Source organism: Halorubrum sp. AS12, from assembly GCF_051122765.1.
Lineage (GTDB): Archaea > Halobacteriota > Halobacteria > Halobacteriales > Haloferacaceae > Halorubrum > Halorubrum trapanicum.
In genome coordinates, this window is record NZ_CP185385.1 from 1,098,335 (window position 1) to 1,118,319 (window position 19,985).

Here is a 19,985-nt window from a genome sequence, read left to right on the forward strand (position 1 = left end):
AGTGACGTGGATAAGGGTAGCTGATCGGGAGAACTAATCCACCCCGAGGTGGTTACTGATACGGCTCACACACCCGCGACACGCCTTCTTCGAACGCAATTTTGGGCTCCCAGCCAGTGGCTTTGTGGAGTTTTGAGTAGTCAGCCATCGTGTCGTGGACGTACTCGTCCAGGGGGTTTTCGATATATTTGGGTTCGACGTTGGTCCCAAGCTCGTCGTTGATCAACTCAATCATCTCGTTGAACGAGTAGCTCTCTTCGGTGCCCACGTTGTAGATTCCCTGAAGTTCGTGGTCGGCGGCGAGTTCACACGCGCGGACGACGTCGTCGACGTGGGTAAAATCGCGCGTCTGGCTGCCATCGCCGAACAGCTCTGGGCGGTCCCCGTTCGCAATCTTATCGGTGAACTGTGCGACCGTGTTCGCGAACTCGCCTTTGTGTTCCTCGGCCCCACCAAAGCCCTGGTACACCGAGAAAAACCGCATGCCCGCCAGCGTCATGTCGTGGAAGTTGTGGTAGTATTCTGCGTACCGCTCACGGGCGAGTTTGGAGGCTTCATACCCGGTGCGGGCTTTCACTGGCATGGTTTCCGGTGATGGTTCGGTGCGATCGCCGTAGATCGACGAGGTGGTCGCGTAGACGACGGTGTCACAGCCATCCTGTCGGGCCTGTTCGATCGTGTTCACGAACCCCTCGACATTGACCCGAGCGCCCTGTGCGGGGTCGTCTTCGTGCATTTTGTATGATGAGAGGGCCGCGAGGTGGTACACGACATCGACGTCGGTAGGGAAGTCATCGTCGACGACAGAGGCGTTGAGGAACTCGACGTCGTCAGAAAGATTGTCGGGGTCTCCAAGGTAGCAATCGTCGACGGCGATCACGTCGTTGTGGTCAGCGAGGTGGTTCGCGAGATTCGAGCCGATAAAGCCAGCTCCGCCCGTGACGAGCACACGTTTGTCGTCCATACGTATCGTTGCTCAACGGTTCGGTGAAAGGGTTGCGATAGTGAAAGGATCGCACAGTCGTCGCGCCGTCGCTCTCCAGACGTGTCGCACCAAGAGAGCACGCCACTCTGATCGACGCTCTCAGATCCGATGTCGGTAGCTAGCGGTTACCCTGCTGGTCTCGACACCGGTCGCACTGGGCTGCTGCCGTGAGTCCGCGTGGGATCCGTCGTCCGCATTTACAGCGTGGCCCATCTGGGGTCTCTGACATGGGTTAGTGATAGAGATGATACAGTATAGTTCTTTCTCAGTATTTACATTATTTATAGTCATACATTTTAGCTCAGTCCCAGGTGATGTCAGTTGACGATTTCGCCGATCAGATCGCGAGCACCCTGTCGTACAGCCTCATCACTCGATCGTGTCGGTTCCCATCCGAGTGCCGCGAGCTTCTCAATTGAGAGTCGCATCTTCGGCACGTCACCCGTCCAGCCGCGATCCCCACCCGTGTAGGTGTAGTCAGGATCGACACCAAGTTCATCGCTGACGATATCCGCGATATCGGTGACAGACGTAGTCGTTTTTGTCCCCAAGTTGTAGATGTTGAACGGCTCATCGGCATGTTCAACGACGTATTTTATGGCCGAAACGCACTCGGAAACGTACATGTAGGACTTCTCTTGACGGCCATCGCCGAGAATTTCGAGTTCAGTGGGATCGTCGATGAGTTTCTCGATGAAGTCGGGGACGACGTTTCCACGTTGGTACGGCCCGACAATATTCGCAAAGCGGAACACCCACGACTGGATGCCATACGAGTGCGCATATGTCGAGATGAGCGCTTCATCAGCGAGCTTTGAGGACCCGTAAATTGAGATTGGCTCGAGTGGGGCGTAATCTTCAGGAGTTGGCCGTGGCGCCTCACCGTACACCGTCGACGATGACGTAAACGCGAAGTGGTCGACATCCGCATCACGCATCGCTTCGAGAAGGTTGTACGTCATCTCGGTATTTTCCTCGAACAGCTTCCGATCGTCGTCGAAGTTTGTGTCGGTGTACGCGGCGAGATGAAACACCATATCGAGATCGGACGTGATGACCTCATCGACATCATCGGAGTCAGTCATATCGCCTTGCGTGAACGCCACGTCGGCTGGGACACGCTCACGTTCGCCTTTCGATAGATCATCAACAACGCGGACTGTCGCACCCGCGTCGTCAAGTGTTGCTGCGAGGTGGCTGCCAACTAACCCTGCGCCGCCCGTGACGAGTACAGTAGCATCTGTCAGATCCATATGTGAGCAACAGTAGCGACCGGCATGTAGATTTGGAAACAGAACGGTCGTCAAAGGACCGGTGTGAGAGACGGGTCGGTGAACTCGGCGGCCAGCTCATCAGTCCGTTAGGATGGCGTATCTAGCTCCGACCGGTCACTGCTGGACGAGCCAATACGCTAAGCCAAGCCGACGATGAGAAAAAATCACACACCGCTAGGGGAACGGAAACGCACAACCTTCCATATACCTTCAGGTAATCGCACCCCTTCAGAGGTAAGAGGCGATCAACGAAGCATCCTCTCTCCACGACGATTCCAGTAAGATATCAGAAATATAGGTGAATCTATATGGATGATTAGCTATAATTTGGATCACATGGGTTCCGGCTCCTATCGGACACGTGATTGCCCAGAGCCGTGTCGTGATGTACTCGCCATTGTAACGGCAGAGGAGACGACAATCGTAGATGCTGTCTCGAGCGGCAAGCTTGATCACGACGATATTGACGCATTTCTGGACTACGCGACTGCTGGGGATCACGACATTGATCCTGGAGTGATCCATCTCGTCGAAATTATCGATACCCTTCTTGAGGAACGCAACATTTGAGCGGGCGCATGGCCGGGTGAGACGAACGACAGCCATATCTTGCTGGCGTCGCTGCCGTCGACCACCGGCTCCGGATACTATCTTATCGGCTCCCGCATGGGAGTGCGACTTAGTGCGGATCGCTAGACGAGAGCGTAGCCAACAAATACCACTACTGGTTGCTAGCGTTGATTCCAGTTCAGTCCAGAGTCTGCCTGAAGTATAAGATGGATGGCTGTTATTTGCTATAGGAGGGGCGGAGCAGGCTTCGCAGAGAGGCTCCAGTTCCGAGCGGTGTCACACGCTCACCCTCATTCCCCTAAAAGCTGTAACGATCGAGATATGCTACTCAACAATTAAGCGGAAGAACTTGGGGCAGTCCATTCCATGAGGTAGTAGTTGAATTAGTGAACCTCTAGTGTGAAACTCAACCAACATGAGTGAATCCATTGACATCCTCCCCGCGGTAAGACGATTATGAATCCGTTCACGAGTGGTGTGGTAAGTGGTTTTATGACAGATCGCTGTACCTATTTGCTATGGAAGACTCTCGGTATCCGTCGTTTCTGCGCCGTTCCGTTCTCGCCGGGATAGGTGTGACAGTGCTCGGCAACACGGTCCGGGGTGCTAGCGTCGACCGATCACCGCCTACGGTTCGGCAGGTAGACGAGAATCCACTACTTGCCAACGAATCATTTGAACTCGAATTCGATCGAGAGACAGGTGGAATCACCAACATGCGCCATCCACCAAGCGGAACTGACCTCCTCGTCGACGGGGGGAGTGAAAACGTCTGGAAGGGGGTCTTGTACACGGATGAGTACGACTATGCGGAGATCTACACTGGACGTGCGACCCTCACCGATATCTCTACTACCATGTCTTCTGGCAGAGTCGGTGTCGAACTGACGTGGGAGTCCCCGGAGGTGAAAGCGCAGGGTGAAGATGGCGACGATATCGTCGATACGATGGATGCGACCGTCACGATCCGTGTCGAACTCAACGAGGGCGAGCCGTTTGCGAGGTGGAACGGACGCATCGAAAACGAGAGCGAGTGGTCGGTAAGGGAGTTCCACTATCCTTTCGTCGATGGAATCGCACCACTCTCTGGGGACGGCAGAGACGCGCTCGCCGTCCCAACGAGGCTCGGCCGGCTGTATCGGGACCCAGTCACGGAGGTCGATGGGACAGTCGGGGCCGAATACCCAAGCGGGAGCGCGACAATGCAGTTCTCTGCGTACACCGGTCCGACAGTTGGTATCTACTGCGATGCCCGCGATACGGGAGGGCGGATGAAACGCTTCGAGTGGGGTTCAGATGGAAGCACACTCTCGTACAGTACGGCTCACACGTTCTCACAGGAGGCATCAACTATCGAACCAGAGTACGAGACGACTTTCGGTGTCCTCAGAGGTAACTGGTACGACGCTGTCGATCGATACGTGGACTGGCTGAATCGTGATGGGTGGCTCTCCGAACAACCATTCAGGAATCCCGAGTGGTTACGCGAGCACCAGTTGATGTATCGGAGTCGTACCCACCAGCGCCCGCAGTGGGGGCAGTCCGGCTCGTCCTCGTTTGAGAGCTCAGCCGAACACACTGTAGCCTACCGCGAGTACCTCGACGCCCCCCTCATCCACCACGAAACCGGCTGGCAGAAGAACGGATATCCCGGGGGCGGAGACTGGCTCCCACCGCATGAGGGATCTGAATCTCTCTCGGCGATGATTAGAAACCTGGAGGACAACGGGGTGCCGACGACTGCGTTCTTCAACCCGACCTTCCTCTGGGAGGGGTCCGATACCTTTGGACGGGACCAAGACACGGTCGAGTCATGGATTATGGCTGGAGGGGATGGGAACCAACGATTCTACGAGGAACGAGGTGAGAAACTGTATCAACTCGATCTGAGCGTTTCATCCCTTCAGGACCGTGTTGTTGATGTCGCGTCGACGTTAGCACAACTAGGGGTTCGAGGAATACAACTCGACGGACTCCCGTGGTCGGCGACGCTAGCATGTCACCGTGCTGACCACGATCATCCGGTCGGGCCGGGGCGGTGGTACCCGAACGCAGTAAGAACCCTCTTCCGGCGGGTCCACGAAGAGATTACGGACGTCGACGAAGGAGCGGTCCTCGGCGGTGAAGGCGCTTCCGACTACATGCTTCCCTACCAGGCGATGGTGAACTCCCGTGATTGTCGGGCCGAATTAGATGGTGGCTCCGCCGGAGCTGGGATAGCCGAGCCCGTTCCTATGCTCCAGTACGGCCTCGGTGACCGCTTTCTCGTTCACCATCAGAACGGAGAGGGCCCGATTCAGGGACAAACCGCAAAAGAACCATACATTCGACTTATTCTCACTCGTATGCTGCTTTGGAGTGGCGTTCCGGAGTTCACACTTGAGGGTCAGCCTGGGAGACCGGAGCTATTTGAGGATCTGGTCGACTTCCTCGGCGAAATTGGGCGAGCGAGGACGACCTACGCCGAGAGGTTCCTCGTCTCAGGAACGATGCTTCGACCTCCATCGATCGAGAGTGAACGCGTCGAGGTCCCATCGCCGCGTGGCGAACCAGTAACCGCCCGAACGCGTGGACAGGCGTTTCGAAGTGACGATGACGAGGTTGCGGTCGTTTTGGCGAATCCGACGGAGCAGGTAGAGGAGACTGACCTTAACCTGACAAATCAGCAGTTCGAGATTCCATCCGACGGGCTTGTGTATCGGCTCGTCGACGGGGAGTACCAACGGATCGAGGAGGACGAGAACGGTACCGTGCCGTTGGCCGTCTCACCTGCAAGCGTAGAAATCGTCGTGACTGCTCCGTCGAACTCTGACCGGGAGGACGCGTTAACTGCGATCATCGAGGCGCAAGCCCGAATCGACGACGAGGAATCTGGTCGCCTTGTACAGGCCAAACGTGCGTTCGAGGAGGGATCTTTCAATAGTGCGATCGATCTCGGCTCATCCGTTGGCGAACCCACAGAGGCTCCCTCGGATACAACGAATGAATCCGAGTCACAAACGTCGACAAATGAGGAGACACCTGGGTTCACCGCGGTTCATGGGATAGGTGCCCTTGGGTTGGGGGCGCTCAAGTGGTTGTCTGGAACCGACGAAGACGAGTGACGATGGAGAAGCGCTGAATACGTAACTCTCATCGACCGGCTGTTTCAGATGGGAATAGATTTCAACAGAGCCACCTCCGACTAATTAGCTCTGAAGCCGGAGGCGAGCACACACGACGGCCAGCACCAGTAGTAGCGCGCCGATACCGCTCACGACGACAGAGTGTGCTGTCAGGCCGTATCGAAGTGGGCTGGCAGCGAGTGTGCCGCCACTGACCGCGAGCACAAGACTGCCTATCCCGGCAAGGACACGCATCACCGTCGGTGAGAACCAATTGGTCACCCATGGCGCGAGGGTGAGCTGACCGGCAAGAGCGAATCCCCCGGTGCTCGCCAGAGACGTTCCGAGACCGAGATACAACCCTTGGAGCTCGTCGACGCCGGGGTGGAGAGTACCCACTACGAGGATCCCGGCCCCACAGATGAGCCCAAGGAGGCCGGCGGTCCGCACAAGTGTATTCAGCGAGCGGACTGTCGTGAGGGGCCCGGAGTCAGAGGGGGCCGTGATGCGCTCAGCGGTCCGATACGCCCAATGGTCGCCAAGGCTCACGATGAGGATGAACGCGCCGAGCGCGAGCGCCGCAACCGTGTATGAATCGGTTGGATCGACGACATCGAGCGTCTGGTGAAACCAGAAGATATTCGTGAAAACTGAGGAATGGAGAGCTTTGAGTTCGGCAGCATACAGCGGAGCGACCCAGTGGACGTCCGGCAGCATACCCCAGCCACCGCCAAGGAGGACAAGGGTACGCGCGTACCGCGTTGGTGGGAGGAGGTACAGCGCAACGAGCGCCGTACAGATGCCTCCAACCGCGAAGTGAGTGATGGCCAGCGACACAGGTACTATCTTGGGTGCCCCTGTGAAAGCTTTCTGGCTGGCCTCGCATCGGTTTGCTAGCCGGTGATGCTATCTGCTAGGCGGGTGACGATCCACAACCTCCGCAAACGCCACGTTTTCGCGTACCTGTTGGATCTCGACGGTGACGCGGTCTCCAACCGTTGTGTCGGGCACGATCACGACATAGCCGTGTTCGACCTTCGCGATCCCATCACCCTGGTCGCCAAGGTGCTCGATTTCAACGTCTCGGTGTTCGCCTTCTGTGACAGGCGGGCTATCCGCTTTCTGCTGTTGCTCATCCTGGTCGACTCCATGGTCAGAATCAGGCGCTGTAGTCTCCGTATGTGACGTTGCTGTCGAAATGAGCGCAATACGGTACGTTTCACCTTCAGCCAGCGTTCGGCTAGCGATCTCGCGGTCTGGGACTGTAATCTGGTAGGTGCCGTCAGCTTGCTCGACAGGTGCCGTATAGAGTGTCTGGAGCGTCTCAGAAGGTTCCATAATTACGTAGTAGTTTGACTCGGAGCAGACAACTTGATTCTAGCGTTTACACAATAATAGCACGATAGCCTGCCCAAACCTGAATGTTCACCGTCCCGCAGTTGAGCGCACCTCGAAGACGCCAGAGAGCACTCCCACCCCACCGCTTCCGCTGTTCACGCGGGCAAAGGTCGACCGGGTCAATAGCTGGCCTGAGTGTAATGGTTTCCAATAAAACGAGCAGGGAGAGCCTCTCAAGATGATGGTCTCTGATACCGATTGGACTCCCACCCCACTGCTTCCGCTGTTAGTAGCCTTCTGGTAGTGAGGTGCGTTCACCCGCACACCCCATCGCTTCCGCTGTTAGAACGGAGCAGTGCCCTAGCGGTGGCTCAATTGGATGCGCCCCAAGACGTGAGATGTGCGAGGCATCCTGATACGAACAGCGGAAGCAGCGGGGATGGATAGTATATAAATAAGTGGTTACAACGGAAACAACAGAAGTGGTGGTTTTACATTTTCTTAGAGAGGCCCACCAGTATGGGAAACTTCTCGTTCACACCAAACGACGCAATCTTCGAGAATCGGGAAGCACTCCTCGAAGAGTGGACCCCTGACAGTCTCGTTGGGCGTGATAAAGAACTGACTCGATACCACGCTGCCCTCCAGCCGGTCATTAACAACGAGACTCCGTCGAACGTCTTTCTGTATGGGAAGAGTGGCGTGGGCAAGACTGCGGCCACGCGCTATCTCCTTCGTACGCTTGAGCGGGACGCGACCGACGTCCCAGAGTTGGAGCTCACGACGATTGAAGTCAACTGCGACGGGCTGAACACGTCCTACCAGGTCGCCGTGAAGCTGGTCAACGAACTCCGTGAACCGGGCCGACAGATATCCAATACAGGTTATCCACAAGCGAGCGTGTACGAGTTCCTCTTCGACGAACTCGATGCGTACGGGGGGACAGTACTCATCGTCCTCGACGAAGTCGATCACATTGGTGATGATTCGCTCCTGTACAAGCTCTCGCGGGCTCGCTCGAACGGCGACATTAGCGAGGCGAAGCTCGGTGTCATCGGGATCTCGAATGACCTAGACTTCCGGACCCAGCTGTCCTCGAAGGTCCAATCGTCGCTCTGTGAAAAAGAGGTTTCATTCAGTGCGTACGATGCTGATGAGCTCCGCCTCGTCCTCGAACAACGCGAACGCGTCGCCTTTCAAGACAATGTTCTCGAAGACGGGGTGATTGCGATGTGTGCTGCGATATGGAGCGAAAGACTCTGGTGACGCACGGAAGGCTTTGGATCTCCTCTTAGAGGCGGGCGATGTCGCCCGCGAGAGTGGGTCCAACGTCGTAACCGAGACCCACGTCCAAGAAGCCCGCGAGCGCGTTCAAACGGACCAGGTGATCGAGGGAATACAGAACTACTCGCAACATGGAAAGCTCGTATTGTACGCGCTCACACGGCTCCACGAACGTGGCGACACGCCGGTTCGGACACGCGAAGTCGTCGAGACGTACCGGTCCGTGGCTCGCTCAGAAGGGGTGAGTCCGGTCTCGGAGCGGTCAGTCCGTGACTATCTGGGGGAGTTGGCACAGTTAGGGATCACGGGTGTGACAGAACATAATCGAGGAAAAGACGGCGGGAAATACAACGAACATCAACTCGAACAGTCCGTGTCGGCGGTTCGAAGTGGGTTGTCGACGTTGTTGGAGTCGGCGTGAGTGAGGATTCTCCTGTGGTGCTGAGATAGCGGCGTCCGCCCCGTGCTAACAGCGGAACCGGTGGGGTGGGTGTGTCGTGTCGCGATCGAAGGTTAGTGGGTTGATGTGAAGAATTGTAAACGAGCGCTTCACGCCCCCGCGGGCCCCTCACCGGAGCCACTCACGGTGAGCCGCCTGACAGGGTGTGTAAAACCGGCCCGCCGCTGTTGCGCAGAAAACTTGCGACAGTCCGTCTCAGCAAGGGCAACTATCGAGGTCAGAGATCTTATCTTGAGTGGCGCTGCGGTCGCGGGAGGACAGCAAGGACCTATATTACTTCCGCGGTGAGAAGAACTAACATCCCTTCATGAAATCGCATCCGCCACCACCGCAGCTCGAAGACGCCCCCGAAGCGTTGCTGTCGCGCGGACACCTCTGGCTTCGTGAGCACGTTGTTGGGCCGCGGGTGCGGTTCACAATGGAGTCGTCTGGGCTTTTGATCTTCGGAGACCGCGAGCGGGTCCTCGATGACATCCCACCGGAATACGAACATGCTGTTCGACACATTCGAGACGAGTTCGACCGCGACGCGTTTCACAGCGCTGTCGAAAATCCATCAGCGTACGTCTTCTTCGGTGTGGCGCCGTGTCACGTGGGTGTTGACTACGAGTGGGAGCGACTGCCGTCGTTTCTTGGCCTTGCCATCTGGAACGAACCCAACGATCAATTCGTCTCCAGTGATAGGGCCGACAAGGTGTTTGAGCGCCTCAGTCTCACGCCAGTGAACACGTTTCAAAAAGAGGTGAACGTCCGTGATTTTTCTCCCGAGCAGTTCGAGATACCTGACTCTGCGTGGTATGACGGACCCGCCGCAGGGGTCCGTATTGAGAACCGCAGTAGTGGGAGCGCACTCTTGACCGAACTCACTGTTGGTGAACAACCGACTGAGCAACTCGCTCACGATGAGCCGTCAGCGGTTGCCAGCGAACTCGTGACCGACACACGGGTCAACCGAGCCGTCGAAGCTGTTGAAGCGGCAGGAAACACAGTGACGACTGGCAAAGTACAGACACGTGTCTTCGAGAGGATCGTCCGAGAGGAGTACGTCCGTCTTGACCAGAGTGGCATCGACGTAGAGACGCTGCGATCCGCAGTCGGGTCGGTTGTCGCTCAGCGACTCTGACGACGTGGTGAACTTGGAAGATGAGTCTGAGAAACTGTCAGTGACCCACGACTCCAGTCGTGGGTCACTGACGAGCAACTGTGAGAGCGTTCTCGAACAACTCCTGAACGGTCTTGCGCTTGTTTTTGGACGGCGACGTCTGCTCTTTCACTTGGACTGCCGTGAGGCGTCGTGAAGCGTCGAGACACGCTCAGAAACCCAATCAAGCACCTCGAACAACACGTCAAGGTGGTGTGTTCCAACCGATGAGGGTTCAGCCTCGCCAGCGTCCGGCGGCGGATGAATATGCGTTCGTGGGGCATTCGTTTTCGGGTGTCGATCCCACCGACACTGGTAGCGAGTCTCCGTGCGCGTCTCTACGTAGTGGAGATAATAATCGCCAGTCACGAACCAGTGGATATCGAGACGGACAGCCTCAACAGACGGGGGATACGCCGAGGGATCGAGCGTAAGTTCGAGCGCGCGCGGAGACAGCCGATCCGGGGTGAACGCCCACGACGCGACTAAGGGATGCGTTTCGGACCGTCGTGCGAGTGTTTCCAGCGTCGTTCGATCGAGTCGGCCACTCTCCGGCGCGTCCTCGTGTTCGTCGCTCATCTACGGGGCGCGCTCACGCGGAGATTCCAGCCTGATCGTCGCCATGCTGGTGACGCTCAACTCGCGTGATGGCGTCTTGGAGGAGTTCGATATCGTACCGAACCGTCCGCCAGCGCGACAGTGACTCAAGCGACTCGTGGACTGCTGTGTGATCGCCGTCAGCGAGTCGTGTGGACGGAACCGCGTTTGGATCCGGCACCGCAAACCGGTCTTGGAACTCGGCGTCTTCGTCGATCAACTCGTTGAGTCGCTCTCGGAGTTCAGAACGTGAGTGGTCATCCGCAAGCGTTTCGATCCGCTTCCACCGGAAGTACGAGTCGTTCCGTCGGAACTCCACCGGGCGGTTGCCACGCCGTGTCGCGATGCCCATCTCAGTCAGTTGCGTGAGTGCGTTGCGGGCACCGTCCACCGAGCACGCTGCGCGCTCCGCGATCGTATCGACCCGTTCGTATTCGGTCACACCGGAGATTATGTCGTACACCCGCTGGAACGTCGTCCGATTCTCGCGCCACTGCCGTTCCGCGGCCTCCGTGTCGCGTGGTGATGATCCCGCCTTCGATTCGTCTTCAGCCATACGGTGTTGTTCGAGTGATACCGATATATATCTTTTCCAGCCTAGAAATATCGATAATCTGGTTGTGAGTTCAACAGCTGGATGGCGGCTAAGGATCGGGTAGCGAGCGACTGGCGCTTCTCGCGTGTAAGTTAGAAATCAGACTACAATAGTCTGCTCTGTTGAATCCGCAGAAGGCGTCAGGACCGGGGTATTCTATACTCGGTTCAGAGCTGCTGCTGAGAGAATTTGAAGATGGAATCTTGGCAGACAGCGAGTAGATCGAGATTACAGGATAGAACAATCCAATTCATCGCCGACGAAGAGAGCGATAAATCCGCCTTCAGAGATCGTGATTCCCGTGCCATCATCGGATTCAACAGAGCACAATAGTCTAAACTATAATAGTTCATCTACCAATAGAGACACCACTGCTTCGAAAAGACAGCGGCCAGCCGCATCGTCGCTAGCGAGGCCCTGCTGGGATTCGTGACCAAAGAAGAACGCATTTTGCCTACATCCCTGTAGTAGGACTATGCCTCACGAGTGCGACGATTGCGGAGCGTCGTTCGAGACACTCACCCGTCTCCGTCTCCACGACTGTGAGGATGGCCAATCAAAGACACCCGTCGCCTCGGCTGATCTCGACCAGTCTCAATCCGCAGGTTCGTCGCCGGCCGACGAACGAAACGCATCCGTCGCCGAGCTCGACACCCTACTCAACCGCTTTTCTGGTGGTGACAGAGCCGCCGTCCACGAGACACTCGTCGAGTTCGAGTCCGGGCTCTCAGCTACGCTCGAGGAAGACGACGGTGGCGAGACATACCGAGACGTGTTCTGGCGGTACCACGAGCGCGTTAATGACGCCCTTGACGGGGCGGCGCGGTCAGCGGGCTGGAAATTCCTCAAGGAGGTCATCGATGCGTACGACCCGACCGCGGACGACGAACTGCCGCTCGTGACGCCCACGATCGCGAATGCTGTGGGCCGGAATCTGATCCGCACGCGGTTGACCGATGGCGTGTCGGCGATTCCAGTTGCGGCGCTCGAATACCTCGATACCGTGGGCAGTCACTGCCGGCGATACAGCCGATACCACACAGGAGGAGGTCCACGCGTACGGGTGGGGAATCGGGCATCCCGACCACTCGGTGGCCGACCGTCTCCACGCTCGCGCCTCGGAGGACATCTTCTCGGTTACTCCGACGCTCGAACACGCGTTCTATAAAGAGAGCAGCGCGAGTACCACGGGCCACCGTGCCCGTGGGTGAAGCGCGCCACAATACGAACTATTGACAAGAATCAAACCATACCAAAATACAGTGCAGTCGTCCAAACTCACCCAAACTTTGTCGTTCGGACTAGACATCCACACGGGGAGTGGCGATGACTTGCAAACCGGTTGTCTCGAAGCCCGACGCCTCCGCAACGAAGCTAATCGTCTCGATCGACACAGCTGGGATTGGGACGAGATTAAATCGACTGTTGTTGACAACGCCGACCACGTCAAGAATACCAGCCAACTCATCGTTGACAAGGCACTCGGTGAAATCGAACGCTATCACGACAACAAAGATGACGGGTGGGGTCGCCCCTATCCGTACATTGATACGTTGTATCCGATCGTGATGAACCACGGGGAAGGCTACCGTCTGTTCCCCGAAGACGACGGTACGGTTCGATTCCGTATCACTGCGACAAGAGGGACGCACGTCAAAGGCGAACTTCGTGGCAGCCCCCTTCACTTTGACCGACTCCAAACCGCGTTTATCGACGCAGAGTGGCGAGTTGGTACTGCTCAAGTTGTTCACAAACACAATGAGTGGCGACTCCACGTCACGGTCACACACGGGAACCACAGAGTCGCCAACAAGCACGATGCAGACACAATTGTCGGTGTGGACGTAAACGAAGACTGCATCGCGCTCGCTGCGATGAGTCGGAGTGGATCGGTGAAAGACTCCGTGGTGTTTGAGTATCCGTCAGTGAAAGAACAGCGTCACGAGTTCTTCACTAAGCGCAAGCGGATGCAGAAAGCCAAGCAAACCGCGTTTGAGACAGTTGTGCAGACCGAAGAACGCGACTACGTTCACGATTCCCTGCACAAGGTGTCTCGCCGAGTAGTTGAATGGATCTCGCAGTTCACGAACCCGCTTATCGTCTTTGAAGACCTCAAAGACATGCGAGACTCCATCGACTACGGAACGCGGATGAACCGTCGCCTACACTCGCTGCCGTTCGCTGCACTCCAAGAGATGGTGTCGTACAAGGCTGCGTGGGATGGGATTCCGTCTGACGATGTTAACCCCGAGTACACGAGCCAACAGTGTCCAAGAACAGAGTGTCAGCACACGAAGCGAGCAAATCGTCAGAAGAAGCGATTCAAATGTCGTCGGTGTGGGTTCCAAGACCACGCTGATAGGAAGGCGGCGGTGTGTGTCGTGCAGAAGTGGTTTAGCAAGCAGAAGAATGAGAATGTGCCGTCTCTCGAAACCCTTCCACGAGTGAAGAAGGTGAGACGGACGGCATCGGGTCGTGGTGGAGCGACCGACTCTCACGGACTCGCTTTGGGTTCGGGTGTTGACCGACACGGAACGTCGGCGCAACTGTCACAGGGAGCGCGAGAGGAATTAAAGTCCGTTGCGTCAGCAGTGCAGGACTAAACACGGATGCCCCGCGCCACCGTGCGCGGGGTACTTCACGCCGACCAGTACGCGGCGGTCGATCTGCTCGAAGCGTTAGTGAGAGACGAATCGATCGACGGGACGTTCTCGCGTCCCGCCCGTGACGATCTGCCGTATCGTCGCTATCTGCTTGACTGCGTCTACGGGCTACAGACGGACGATTACTGGCCGGGGATGCCACGGTACTACGACTGGCACGAGGAGTTCGACGACACGTTCGAGCTGGACAACACGGTCGAACAGCGCATCCGTGACCTCGTCGCAGAGACCGGCTTCGACGCCACCCTGCCGAACGACTGGACGTTCCGCGATCTTGGTATCTGAGCGGACCCACAGACATCTACAGCAGTATGAAAAAGTATGAATAGGTATGTCCGAACATAAACGGAAAGTCGGAGATCGGGGACAGTGCCGATTCCGAAGAAACTGCGGGACCGTCGTGGCATCAAAGGCGGTGACGAAATTGAATTCGTCGAAGTGGATGACGAGAGCATACTCAAACCGCCGACAGATGAAGAACGGCTTGCTGAAGGATATCGAAAGAGAGCCGAGCGGTCTCGTGAGTTGGCTGAAGAAATGGAAGAAGCATCCGCAGAAGCAACCGGGCATCTCGGTGACGCACCCGGCTGGAGCGAGTGAATTCCGGAGTCAAGTGTCCAGGTACGCCGCGGCGACATTGTCATCGTTGAACTGAATCCCACGAAAGGGAGTGAGCAGCAAGGAAAGAGCCGGCCCTGTGTTGTCATCTAGAACGATGTTGGGAATCAATACTCACCGACAACCATCATCGCTCCATTCACGGTGTATCCCCAGGATCAAACACGGTGATAAAGTCCTCAAGAAGCTCCTGGGGTGACCGCTCATCGTCACGAGACCGGAGTGGTGTTTCCCAGCATTCGATCTGGAGTGTGTGCGCATTCGATACCGGCTCCGGCTCGGTTACCACATTGAAGATGCCGGTGTGATAGATAGCCAGTAGTCGCTGGTCATGCACACCGACGTAATCGATGCCGGCCCGATTCAGGACTGTAGGAATGTCAGTCGGATTAGACAGCGAGACTGAGGCGCTTGGAGACGCCGAGTCGCTCATACCTTAGTTTGGTCCATCGGACGGATAAAGACCCGTCTCGGGGGGCTCTGTATCAGTATTTGATCCTAGTCGTCGCCGGTCGATTGTCTTCCGGCTAGCGCTTGAGTGGTACAACCCTCTGTCATCTCGGATGTCATCGCAACCGGTGTGCCACACAAACGTCTCGTCATGGGGTTCGAACGCGAGTATCAGATCGTCGGTTCGGTGGAAACGCTCACCGAGTTCCGTGAAACGCTGCTCAAGTACCCAGAGCGCTTTCAGATGAGCGTACACGAGGTACAACAGGAAGTTGAACTGAAGGGCGCGGAACGGGAGGTGGTACAAGCGTCGGTTCATCCGCGTACCGTAGTCGATACTGTCGCGCATCTCTTTGAGGTCTTAAAAGACGATACACGGCTTCTCGAATTGCTGACTCCACTCCACGATATGCTGAGACACCTTGTGGAGTCTGTCGCGGACAAACCGTTCTTCACCCCCATCTAATCGCCCGCCGCGAGGAGGGGTTTCCAGCGCCGGAAGCTGAGACGCCGGTCACGGTCGATGAGCCGACTACTGCGTGTCGACGATCGTCTCGCCGGCGACGAACCGCTCGGTACGCTCGTCGTCGGGGTCCTCGAAGAACGCCTCCATACTGGCTTTCTCGACGAGCTCCCCCAAGTAGAGGAACACCACGGTGTCTGCGATGCGTTGCGACTGCTCCATGCTGTGAGTTACCATCACAATACTGTACTCCGATTTAAGCGTTTCAAGCGTGTCCTCGACCTCCTTCGCGGAAATCGGGTCGAGCGCCGAGGTGACCTCATCACAGAGCAGCACATCCGGGTCCACGGCGAGCGAGCGAGCCAAGCAGAGCCGCTGTATCTGTCCGGCCGAGAGCCCCGCGCCCGGCGCGTCGAGGCGGTCGTGGACCTCATCCCAGAGATTCGCCTTTCGGAGGCTCGTCTCGACGAGTTCGTCCAGCTCCGCCTTCGAGTAGTCGTCGTGGAGTTTCGCCCCGTAGGCCACGTTGTCGTAGATCGACATCGGCAGCGGCGTCGGCGTCTGGGGAACGTACCCCACTTTCCGCCGGATCTCGGGGACGGGTTGGTCCGTGTTGTACATGGACTCACCCTCGACGGACACGTCACCGGACACCTCGGCGTTCGGTTCGATGTCGTGAAGGCGGTTGAGTGACTTCAACAGCGTCGTCTTCCCACAGCCCGACGGACCGATGATGGTCGTCAGTTCGTTCTCCGCAAACCCGACGGAGACGCCCTTCAGCGCCTCGACGGGTTGGTCGCCGGTGTACGTTACGCGCAGGTCGTCGGTTTCGATGGCGGTGTCTATCTCAGTCATTCGCTTTGGCCTCCGGGTGTGTACCGGGCGAACCGCCCGGCGAGCAGCTTCGACATTCCGATGAGCGCTAACACGGTCACGATGAGCACGAACGAGGCCGCGTAGGCATGCGAGCGGACCTCCGCGTTGAAGGAAGTCGCCTGCTGGAAGATGAGGATCGGCAGCGTCGTCGCCGGTTCGAGCAGGCCACCGGGCATCGAGGTGCTCCCGCCGGCGGTAAACAGGACCGTCGCGGCGTCACCGATTCCGCGGGCGAAGCCCATGATAACGCCGGCGACGACGCCGGGAAACGCCGCGCGTATCGCGACGCGGACCGTCTCGAATCGCGTCGCCCCGAGCCCGTAGGTGGTCTCTTTCAGTTCGGTCGAGACCGAGCGCAGCGCTTCGTCGGTGTAGCGGGTGATGATGGGGTACTGGAAGATGGTAATCGAAAGGATACCAGCGAGCAGGCTCGCCCGCGTGCCCGCCGCGATCATGATCGTCAACACGAACACGCCGTAGACGATGGGCGGTGTCCCCCAGAGGACGTTCAAAAAGAGGTTGGCGTACTCCGCGAAGCGTTCGCTGGAGTAGTCCGACTGGAGGTATATCGCGGTCGAAATCGCGAGCACCGTCGAGATGACCGTCGCGGGACCAACGATGAGCACGCTCCCCAGAATTGCGTGGAGGAACCCGCCCGTCCCGTCGAGCATGTACGTCGATCCGGGCGGCGTGACGACGATCCCGGGATTGGCGAGCAGCGCGCTCCCGCCCCGGACGAGCGTCACGCCGACGACCAGCGCCAGCACGGCGAGCACGATCGCCGTCGCGGCACGCACGAGGCCGTCGACGACGCGTTGTTCAGTGTAGCGGTCCATTAGTACTGCCACCTCTGTTCGAGTCGCCGCCGCAACAGCATCGCGGCGAAGTTGAAGAGCCAGACGACGACGAGCAACAGCAGGCCGACGAAGATGAGTGCGGACTGAGTCAGCGGGAGCGACATCAGCTCGCCGAAGTCGTTAACGATGAGCGTCGTGAGCGTCTGTCCGGGCGAAAAGACGCTCTCCGGGAGGACGGTCTGGCCCCCGATGAGCATCGCTGGAACGATCGTCGCGCCGAAGACGCGTCCGAAGCCGAGCAGGAGCGCCGAGAGGATCCCCGGCCCTGCCGCCCGGAGGAGGACGTGTTTCGTCACTTCCCACTCCGTCGCCCCCAGCGAGAGCGTCGCCTCACGGAGTTCACGCGGGAGCGCTTCGAGCGACTCGACGGTCAGCGAAACGATGAACGGCGTCACGATGATACCCATCACCAGACTCGCGGTGAGGATCCCCTGACCGGCACTGTCCGCACCGACCGCGGGCGCGAGGTAGTTCCGAACGAACGGCACCACGACGATGAGGCCGACCAACCCGAAGACGACGCCCGGAATCGCCGCCAGCGCGTCGACGAACGAGGAGATAATCGTCTTCCACGGATCGGTGGCGTACTCGGCGAGGTAGATGGCGGTGAGGATCGCGATCGGCGCCCCAATGGCCATCGAGATGGCCGAGACGGCGAGCGTCCCGACGATGGCGGGCATGAAGCCGAAGCGGTTCTGCGCCGGGTCCCACGTCGAAGACGTAAGCAGCTCGACGAGGGAGTACTGCGAGAGGACGGGCAGCGACTTCCAGACGAGCGTCGCCCCGATGAGGACGAAGACGAGGAGCGCGAAATAGCCCGCGGTGCGGAACCAGACGCTGCTCGCCCCCTCGACGGCCAACCGTCGGCGCAGCCGGCTGCTCTCGTTGCTCATCTGGCCCCCTCAGGCCCCGTCTTCGAGCTTCTGGTTAGCCTCTTCGAGGCGGCTCTGCTCCAACGGCACGTAGCCGTTGTCCCGGACCATCGACTGGCCGTCGGTGAGAACCCACTCGACGAACGACTTCGAGGTGGCGTCGAACCCGTTCTTCGACGCGAGGAACATCTCGCGGGCCGGCGGCGCCGGATACGTGCCGTCCTCGACCGCAGAGAGGAACTCGTCACGAGAGCCGTAGAAGGACTCGTTCTCGTCGAGGGTGTCGTTGTCGTTCAGGTCGAGGGGGATCGGCCGGACGTTCCCCGAGAGCTCGCCCGTCTCGAAATCCCAGATGTAGTTGACGTTGTTGAACGCGATGGCCGTGGGCTCTTGGCCGATGGCCTGTGCGACCTGCTGGTCGCCGTCGAAGTTCCCGTCGGTCTGGTCGGCGAGCTCGCTTTGGGTGTACTCCCCGATGAACGTCGCCCACTTCTTGTACGCCGCAGAAGCGTCAGAGCGCCCGTACACAGTAATTTCTGCGTCGGAGTCGGCGTCGACGACTTCCCCCACGTCGTGACCTCACGGGTGAAGATGGCCTCTAGGTCGGCCTGAGAGAGACCCTGTTCTTGGATCGCGTCGAGAACAGGGTTCTCGGGGTTGACCGTGCCGACGACGGTGTCGCGGAGCATCGGGACCGCGAAGAGGCCTTGGTCGCGCTCCTCCGGCGTCGGCGCACGGCCCATCATTGCGACGTCCACCTGATCGTTCAATACGTCGGAGACGCCGACGCCGGTGCCGCCGCCCGAGATGTCGATGGCGACGTCGTTGCTCTGTCGGTACTCCTCCGCCCACACCTGGACCATGGGCAGCGGGCCGACGCCGCCCGAGATACGGATCGAGTCCTCGCTGTCGCTGCCACCGAGAACGGCGGAGCAGCCGGCGAGCGACGCAACGGAACCGACACCGAGTAGCTGTAATGCGTTTCGGCGAGTGGGTGTCTTGTTCACTACCCGACACCAGATCACCCGGCCCCAAAACCCGAGGCATGTCGGCTACATTTCGGGAGGGTTGCTGGCGAAACCAAATTTTGCCGCTACATAGAATTTAGAATGATGATCAATGCCGGGGTGAACAGGGGAAATCAGCGAACTCTCCGAAATCCGCCCACACAAGTCAGAAAGTATTGCCGATATGTCTGGAGTCGCCAAGTAGGACCTGGGCCGATCAGCATGAAGGGAGACCGGGAGTGCGTCTCACGTATCAGGGTGATCCGTACGCATCCAGCTGGTCGACGAGATACGCCGGCGACTGGAAATGGACCCGTCGCGGATCGTCGCTCGTGCTCATTCTATGTGTGCGTTTTGTACATAGAGAGAGAGAACCGTGTCGGTGTTTGTACAGAGCTTACACATCAAGGGGAGATGGGACTGTCCCGCTAGTCTCAGCCGTCGTCCTGTGCGATCAGCTCCTCGAGGACCCAGCTGGCGGCCGTCCCGATCCAAACGCCGTCGAACGTGGCTGGTGTAGTGCTGTGTCGGGTTCCTCTCCGACCTACTCGCTCGCTCCTTGAGGTCGGCGGCTCTACCTTGTATTATGCTGAATCTTGGTTAAGAACGCGTACCTCACGAGCACGCGGACCACGCCCGGCCGAGGAGATTTCGAATTCGACACGAACTCCTTGTGAAACCGATCCGGAAACCACGTCAGCACGATGGAGGAACACATCTTGGCCGTACCCGTCTCGCTCGATGAATCCGTATGCTTCCCGTTCGCTGAGGAACCTCACTTGGCCGCATGCCATGGTCGGATTCTATCCCAAACGGTCTTGAAACCATACG

15 protein-coding genes and 7 pseudogenes are annotated in these 19,985 nt (G+C 58.2%); 9 read left to right on the forward strand and 13 right to left on the reverse strand.

Annotation, left to right across the window (positions count from 1 at the left end; all coding sequences use genetic code 11):
* Positions 1-52: 52 nt before the first annotated feature.
* On the reverse strand, positions 53-964 hold the full coding sequence (locus tag ACODNG_RS05550; RefSeq protein ID WP_434522763.1) for an NAD-dependent epimerase/dehydratase family protein: 912 nt from the start codon (positions 962-964) through the stop codon (positions 53-55).
* A 338-nt stretch (positions 965-1,302) separates the two neighbouring features.
* Complete coding sequence (locus ACODNG_RS05555; protein WP_434522764.1) at positions 1,303-2,238, reverse strand: NAD-dependent epimerase/dehydratase family protein; 936 nt, start codon at positions 2,236-2,238, stop codon at positions 1,303-1,305.
* Between the two features lie 357 nt (positions 2,239-2,595).
* On the opposite strand from ACODNG_RS05555, the gene ACODNG_RS05560 reads away from it, so the two are divergent.
* Together ACODNG_RS05560 and ACODNG_RS05565 are read left to right on the forward strand one after the other, a co-directional pair.
* Positions 2,596-2,829: a hypothetical protein gene (locus ACODNG_RS05560; protein WP_434522765.1), complete on the forward strand. Its 234-nt coding sequence runs from the start codon at positions 2,596-2,598 to the stop codon at positions 2,827-2,829.
* A gap of 518 nt (positions 2,830-3,347) precedes the next feature.
* Positions 3,348-5,933, forward strand: coding sequence for a DUF6259 domain-containing protein (locus ACODNG_RS05565; protein ID WP_434522766.1), 2,586 nt, complete (start codon positions 3,348-3,350; stop codon positions 5,931-5,933).
* A gap of 84 nt (positions 5,934-6,017) precedes the next feature.
* On the opposite strand, the gene ACODNG_RS05570 is transcribed toward ACODNG_RS05565, so the two are convergent.
* Positions 6,018-6,770 carry a hypothetical protein gene (locus ACODNG_RS05570; protein ID WP_434522767.1) on the reverse strand — a complete coding sequence of 251 codons (753 nt, stop codon included), beginning with the start codon at positions 6,768-6,770 and terminating at the stop codon, positions 6,018-6,020.
* A 69-nt stretch (positions 6,771-6,839) separates the two neighbouring features.
* Positions 6,840-7,271: a TRAM domain-containing protein gene (locus ACODNG_RS05575; RefSeq protein WP_434522768.1), complete on the reverse strand. Its 432-nt coding sequence runs from the start codon at positions 7,269-7,271 to the stop codon at positions 6,840-6,842.
* Positions 7,272-7,790: 519 nt separating this feature from the next.
* Here ACODNG_RS05575 and ACODNG_RS05580 point away from each other — a divergent pair.
* Both ACODNG_RS05580 and ACODNG_RS05585 read left to right on the forward strand, forming a co-directional pair.
* Positions 7,791-8,976: pseudogene (locus ACODNG_RS05580) on the forward strand (orc1/cdc6 family replication initiation protein).
* 457 nt (positions 8,977-9,433) lie between these two features.
* Positions 9,434-10,138 carry a hypothetical protein gene (locus tag ACODNG_RS05585; RefSeq protein ID WP_434523060.1) on the forward strand — a complete coding sequence of 235 codons (705 nt, stop codon included), beginning with the start codon at positions 9,434-9,436 and terminating at the stop codon, positions 10,136-10,138.
* Positions 10,139-10,285: 147 nt separating this feature from the next.
* Here ACODNG_RS05585 and ACODNG_RS05590 read toward each other — a convergent pair whose 3' ends face one another.
* Both ACODNG_RS05590 and ACODNG_RS05595 read right to left on the reverse strand, forming a co-directional pair.
* On the reverse strand, positions 10,286-10,735 hold the full coding sequence (locus ACODNG_RS05590) for a hypothetical protein (RefSeq protein ID WP_434522769.1): 450 nt from the start codon (positions 10,733-10,735) through the stop codon (positions 10,286-10,288).
* 13 nt (positions 10,736-10,748) lie between these two features.
* Positions 10,749-11,309, reverse strand: coding sequence for a DUF7342 family protein (locus ACODNG_RS05595; RefSeq protein WP_434522770.1), 561 nt, complete (start codon positions 11,307-11,309; stop codon positions 10,749-10,751).
* Between the two features lie 514 nt (positions 11,310-11,823).
* Between ACODNG_RS05595 and ACODNG_RS05600 the strand changes: the two are divergent.
* The 5 genes and pseudogenes from ACODNG_RS05600 to ACODNG_RS05620 all read left to right on the forward strand — a co-directional run.
* Positions 11,824-12,532: pseudogene (locus ACODNG_RS05600) on the forward strand (hypothetical protein); the annotation flags it as partial.
* A gap of 78 nt (positions 12,533-12,610) precedes the next feature.
* Positions 12,611-13,951 carry an RNA-guided endonuclease TnpB family protein gene (locus ACODNG_RS05605; protein ID WP_434522771.1) on the forward strand — a complete coding sequence of 447 codons (1,341 nt, stop codon included), beginning with the start codon at positions 12,611-12,613 and terminating at the stop codon, positions 13,949-13,951.
* 36 nt (positions 13,952-13,987) lie between these two features.
* Positions 13,988-14,296, forward strand: a pseudogene (locus ACODNG_RS05610) (hypothetical protein); the annotation flags it as partial.
* A 46-nt stretch (positions 14,297-14,342) separates the two neighbouring features.
* Positions 14,343-14,611, forward strand: a pseudogene (locus ACODNG_RS05615) (AbrB/MazE/SpoVT family DNA-binding domain-containing protein).
* Positions 14,612-14,719, forward strand: a pseudogene (locus ACODNG_RS05620) (type II toxin-antitoxin system PemK/MazF family toxin); the annotation flags it as partial.
* A gap of 49 nt (positions 14,720-14,768) precedes the next feature.
* On the opposite strand, the gene ACODNG_RS05625 reads toward ACODNG_RS05620, so the two are convergent.
* The 7 genes and pseudogenes from ACODNG_RS05625 to ACODNG_RS05655 all read right to left on the reverse strand — a co-directional run bounded on the left by ACODNG_RS05625 (position 14,769) and on the right by ACODNG_RS05655 (position 19,948).
* Positions 14,769-15,062 carry a hypothetical protein gene (locus ACODNG_RS05625; RefSeq protein ID WP_434522772.1) on the reverse strand — a complete coding sequence of 98 codons (294 nt, stop codon included), beginning with the start codon at positions 15,060-15,062 and terminating at the stop codon, positions 14,769-14,771.
* Between the two features lie 243 nt (positions 15,063-15,305).
* Positions 15,306-15,545 (reverse strand): annotated as a pseudogene (locus ACODNG_RS05630) (IS200/IS605 family accessory protein TnpB-related protein); the annotation flags it as partial.
* Positions 15,546-15,611: 66 nt separating this feature from the next.
* Positions 15,612-16,397 carry a phosphate ABC transporter ATP-binding protein gene (locus tag ACODNG_RS05635; RefSeq protein WP_434522773.1) on the reverse strand — a complete coding sequence of 262 codons (786 nt, stop codon included), beginning with the start codon at positions 16,395-16,397 and terminating at the stop codon, positions 15,612-15,614.
* Positions 16,394-17,254, reverse strand: coding sequence for a PstA family ABC transporter permease (locus ACODNG_RS05640; RefSeq protein ID WP_434522774.1), 861 nt, complete (start codon positions 17,252-17,254; stop codon positions 16,394-16,396). Before ACODNG_RS05640 ends, ACODNG_RS05635 begins: the two co-directional genes overlap by 4 nt.
* The gene (gene pstC, locus ACODNG_RS05645; protein ID WP_434522775.1) at positions 17,254-18,168 is read right to left on the reverse strand and encodes a phosphate ABC transporter permease subunit PstC; all 915 of its coding nucleotides are present in this window, start codon (positions 18,166-18,168) and stop codon (positions 17,254-17,256) included. Before pstC ends, ACODNG_RS05640 begins: the two co-directional genes overlap by 1 nt.
* A gap of 9 nt (positions 18,169-18,177) precedes the next feature.
* Positions 18,178-19,010 (reverse strand): annotated as a pseudogene (locus ACODNG_RS05650) (PstS family phosphate ABC transporter substrate-binding protein).
* 728 nt (positions 19,011-19,738) lie between these two features.
* Positions 19,739-19,948 (reverse strand): cold-shock protein, encoded by a 210-nt coding sequence (locus ACODNG_RS05655; protein ID WP_434522776.1) that lies wholly within the window; start codon positions 19,946-19,948, stop codon positions 19,739-19,741.
* Positions 19,949-19,985: the final 37 nt, after the last annotated feature.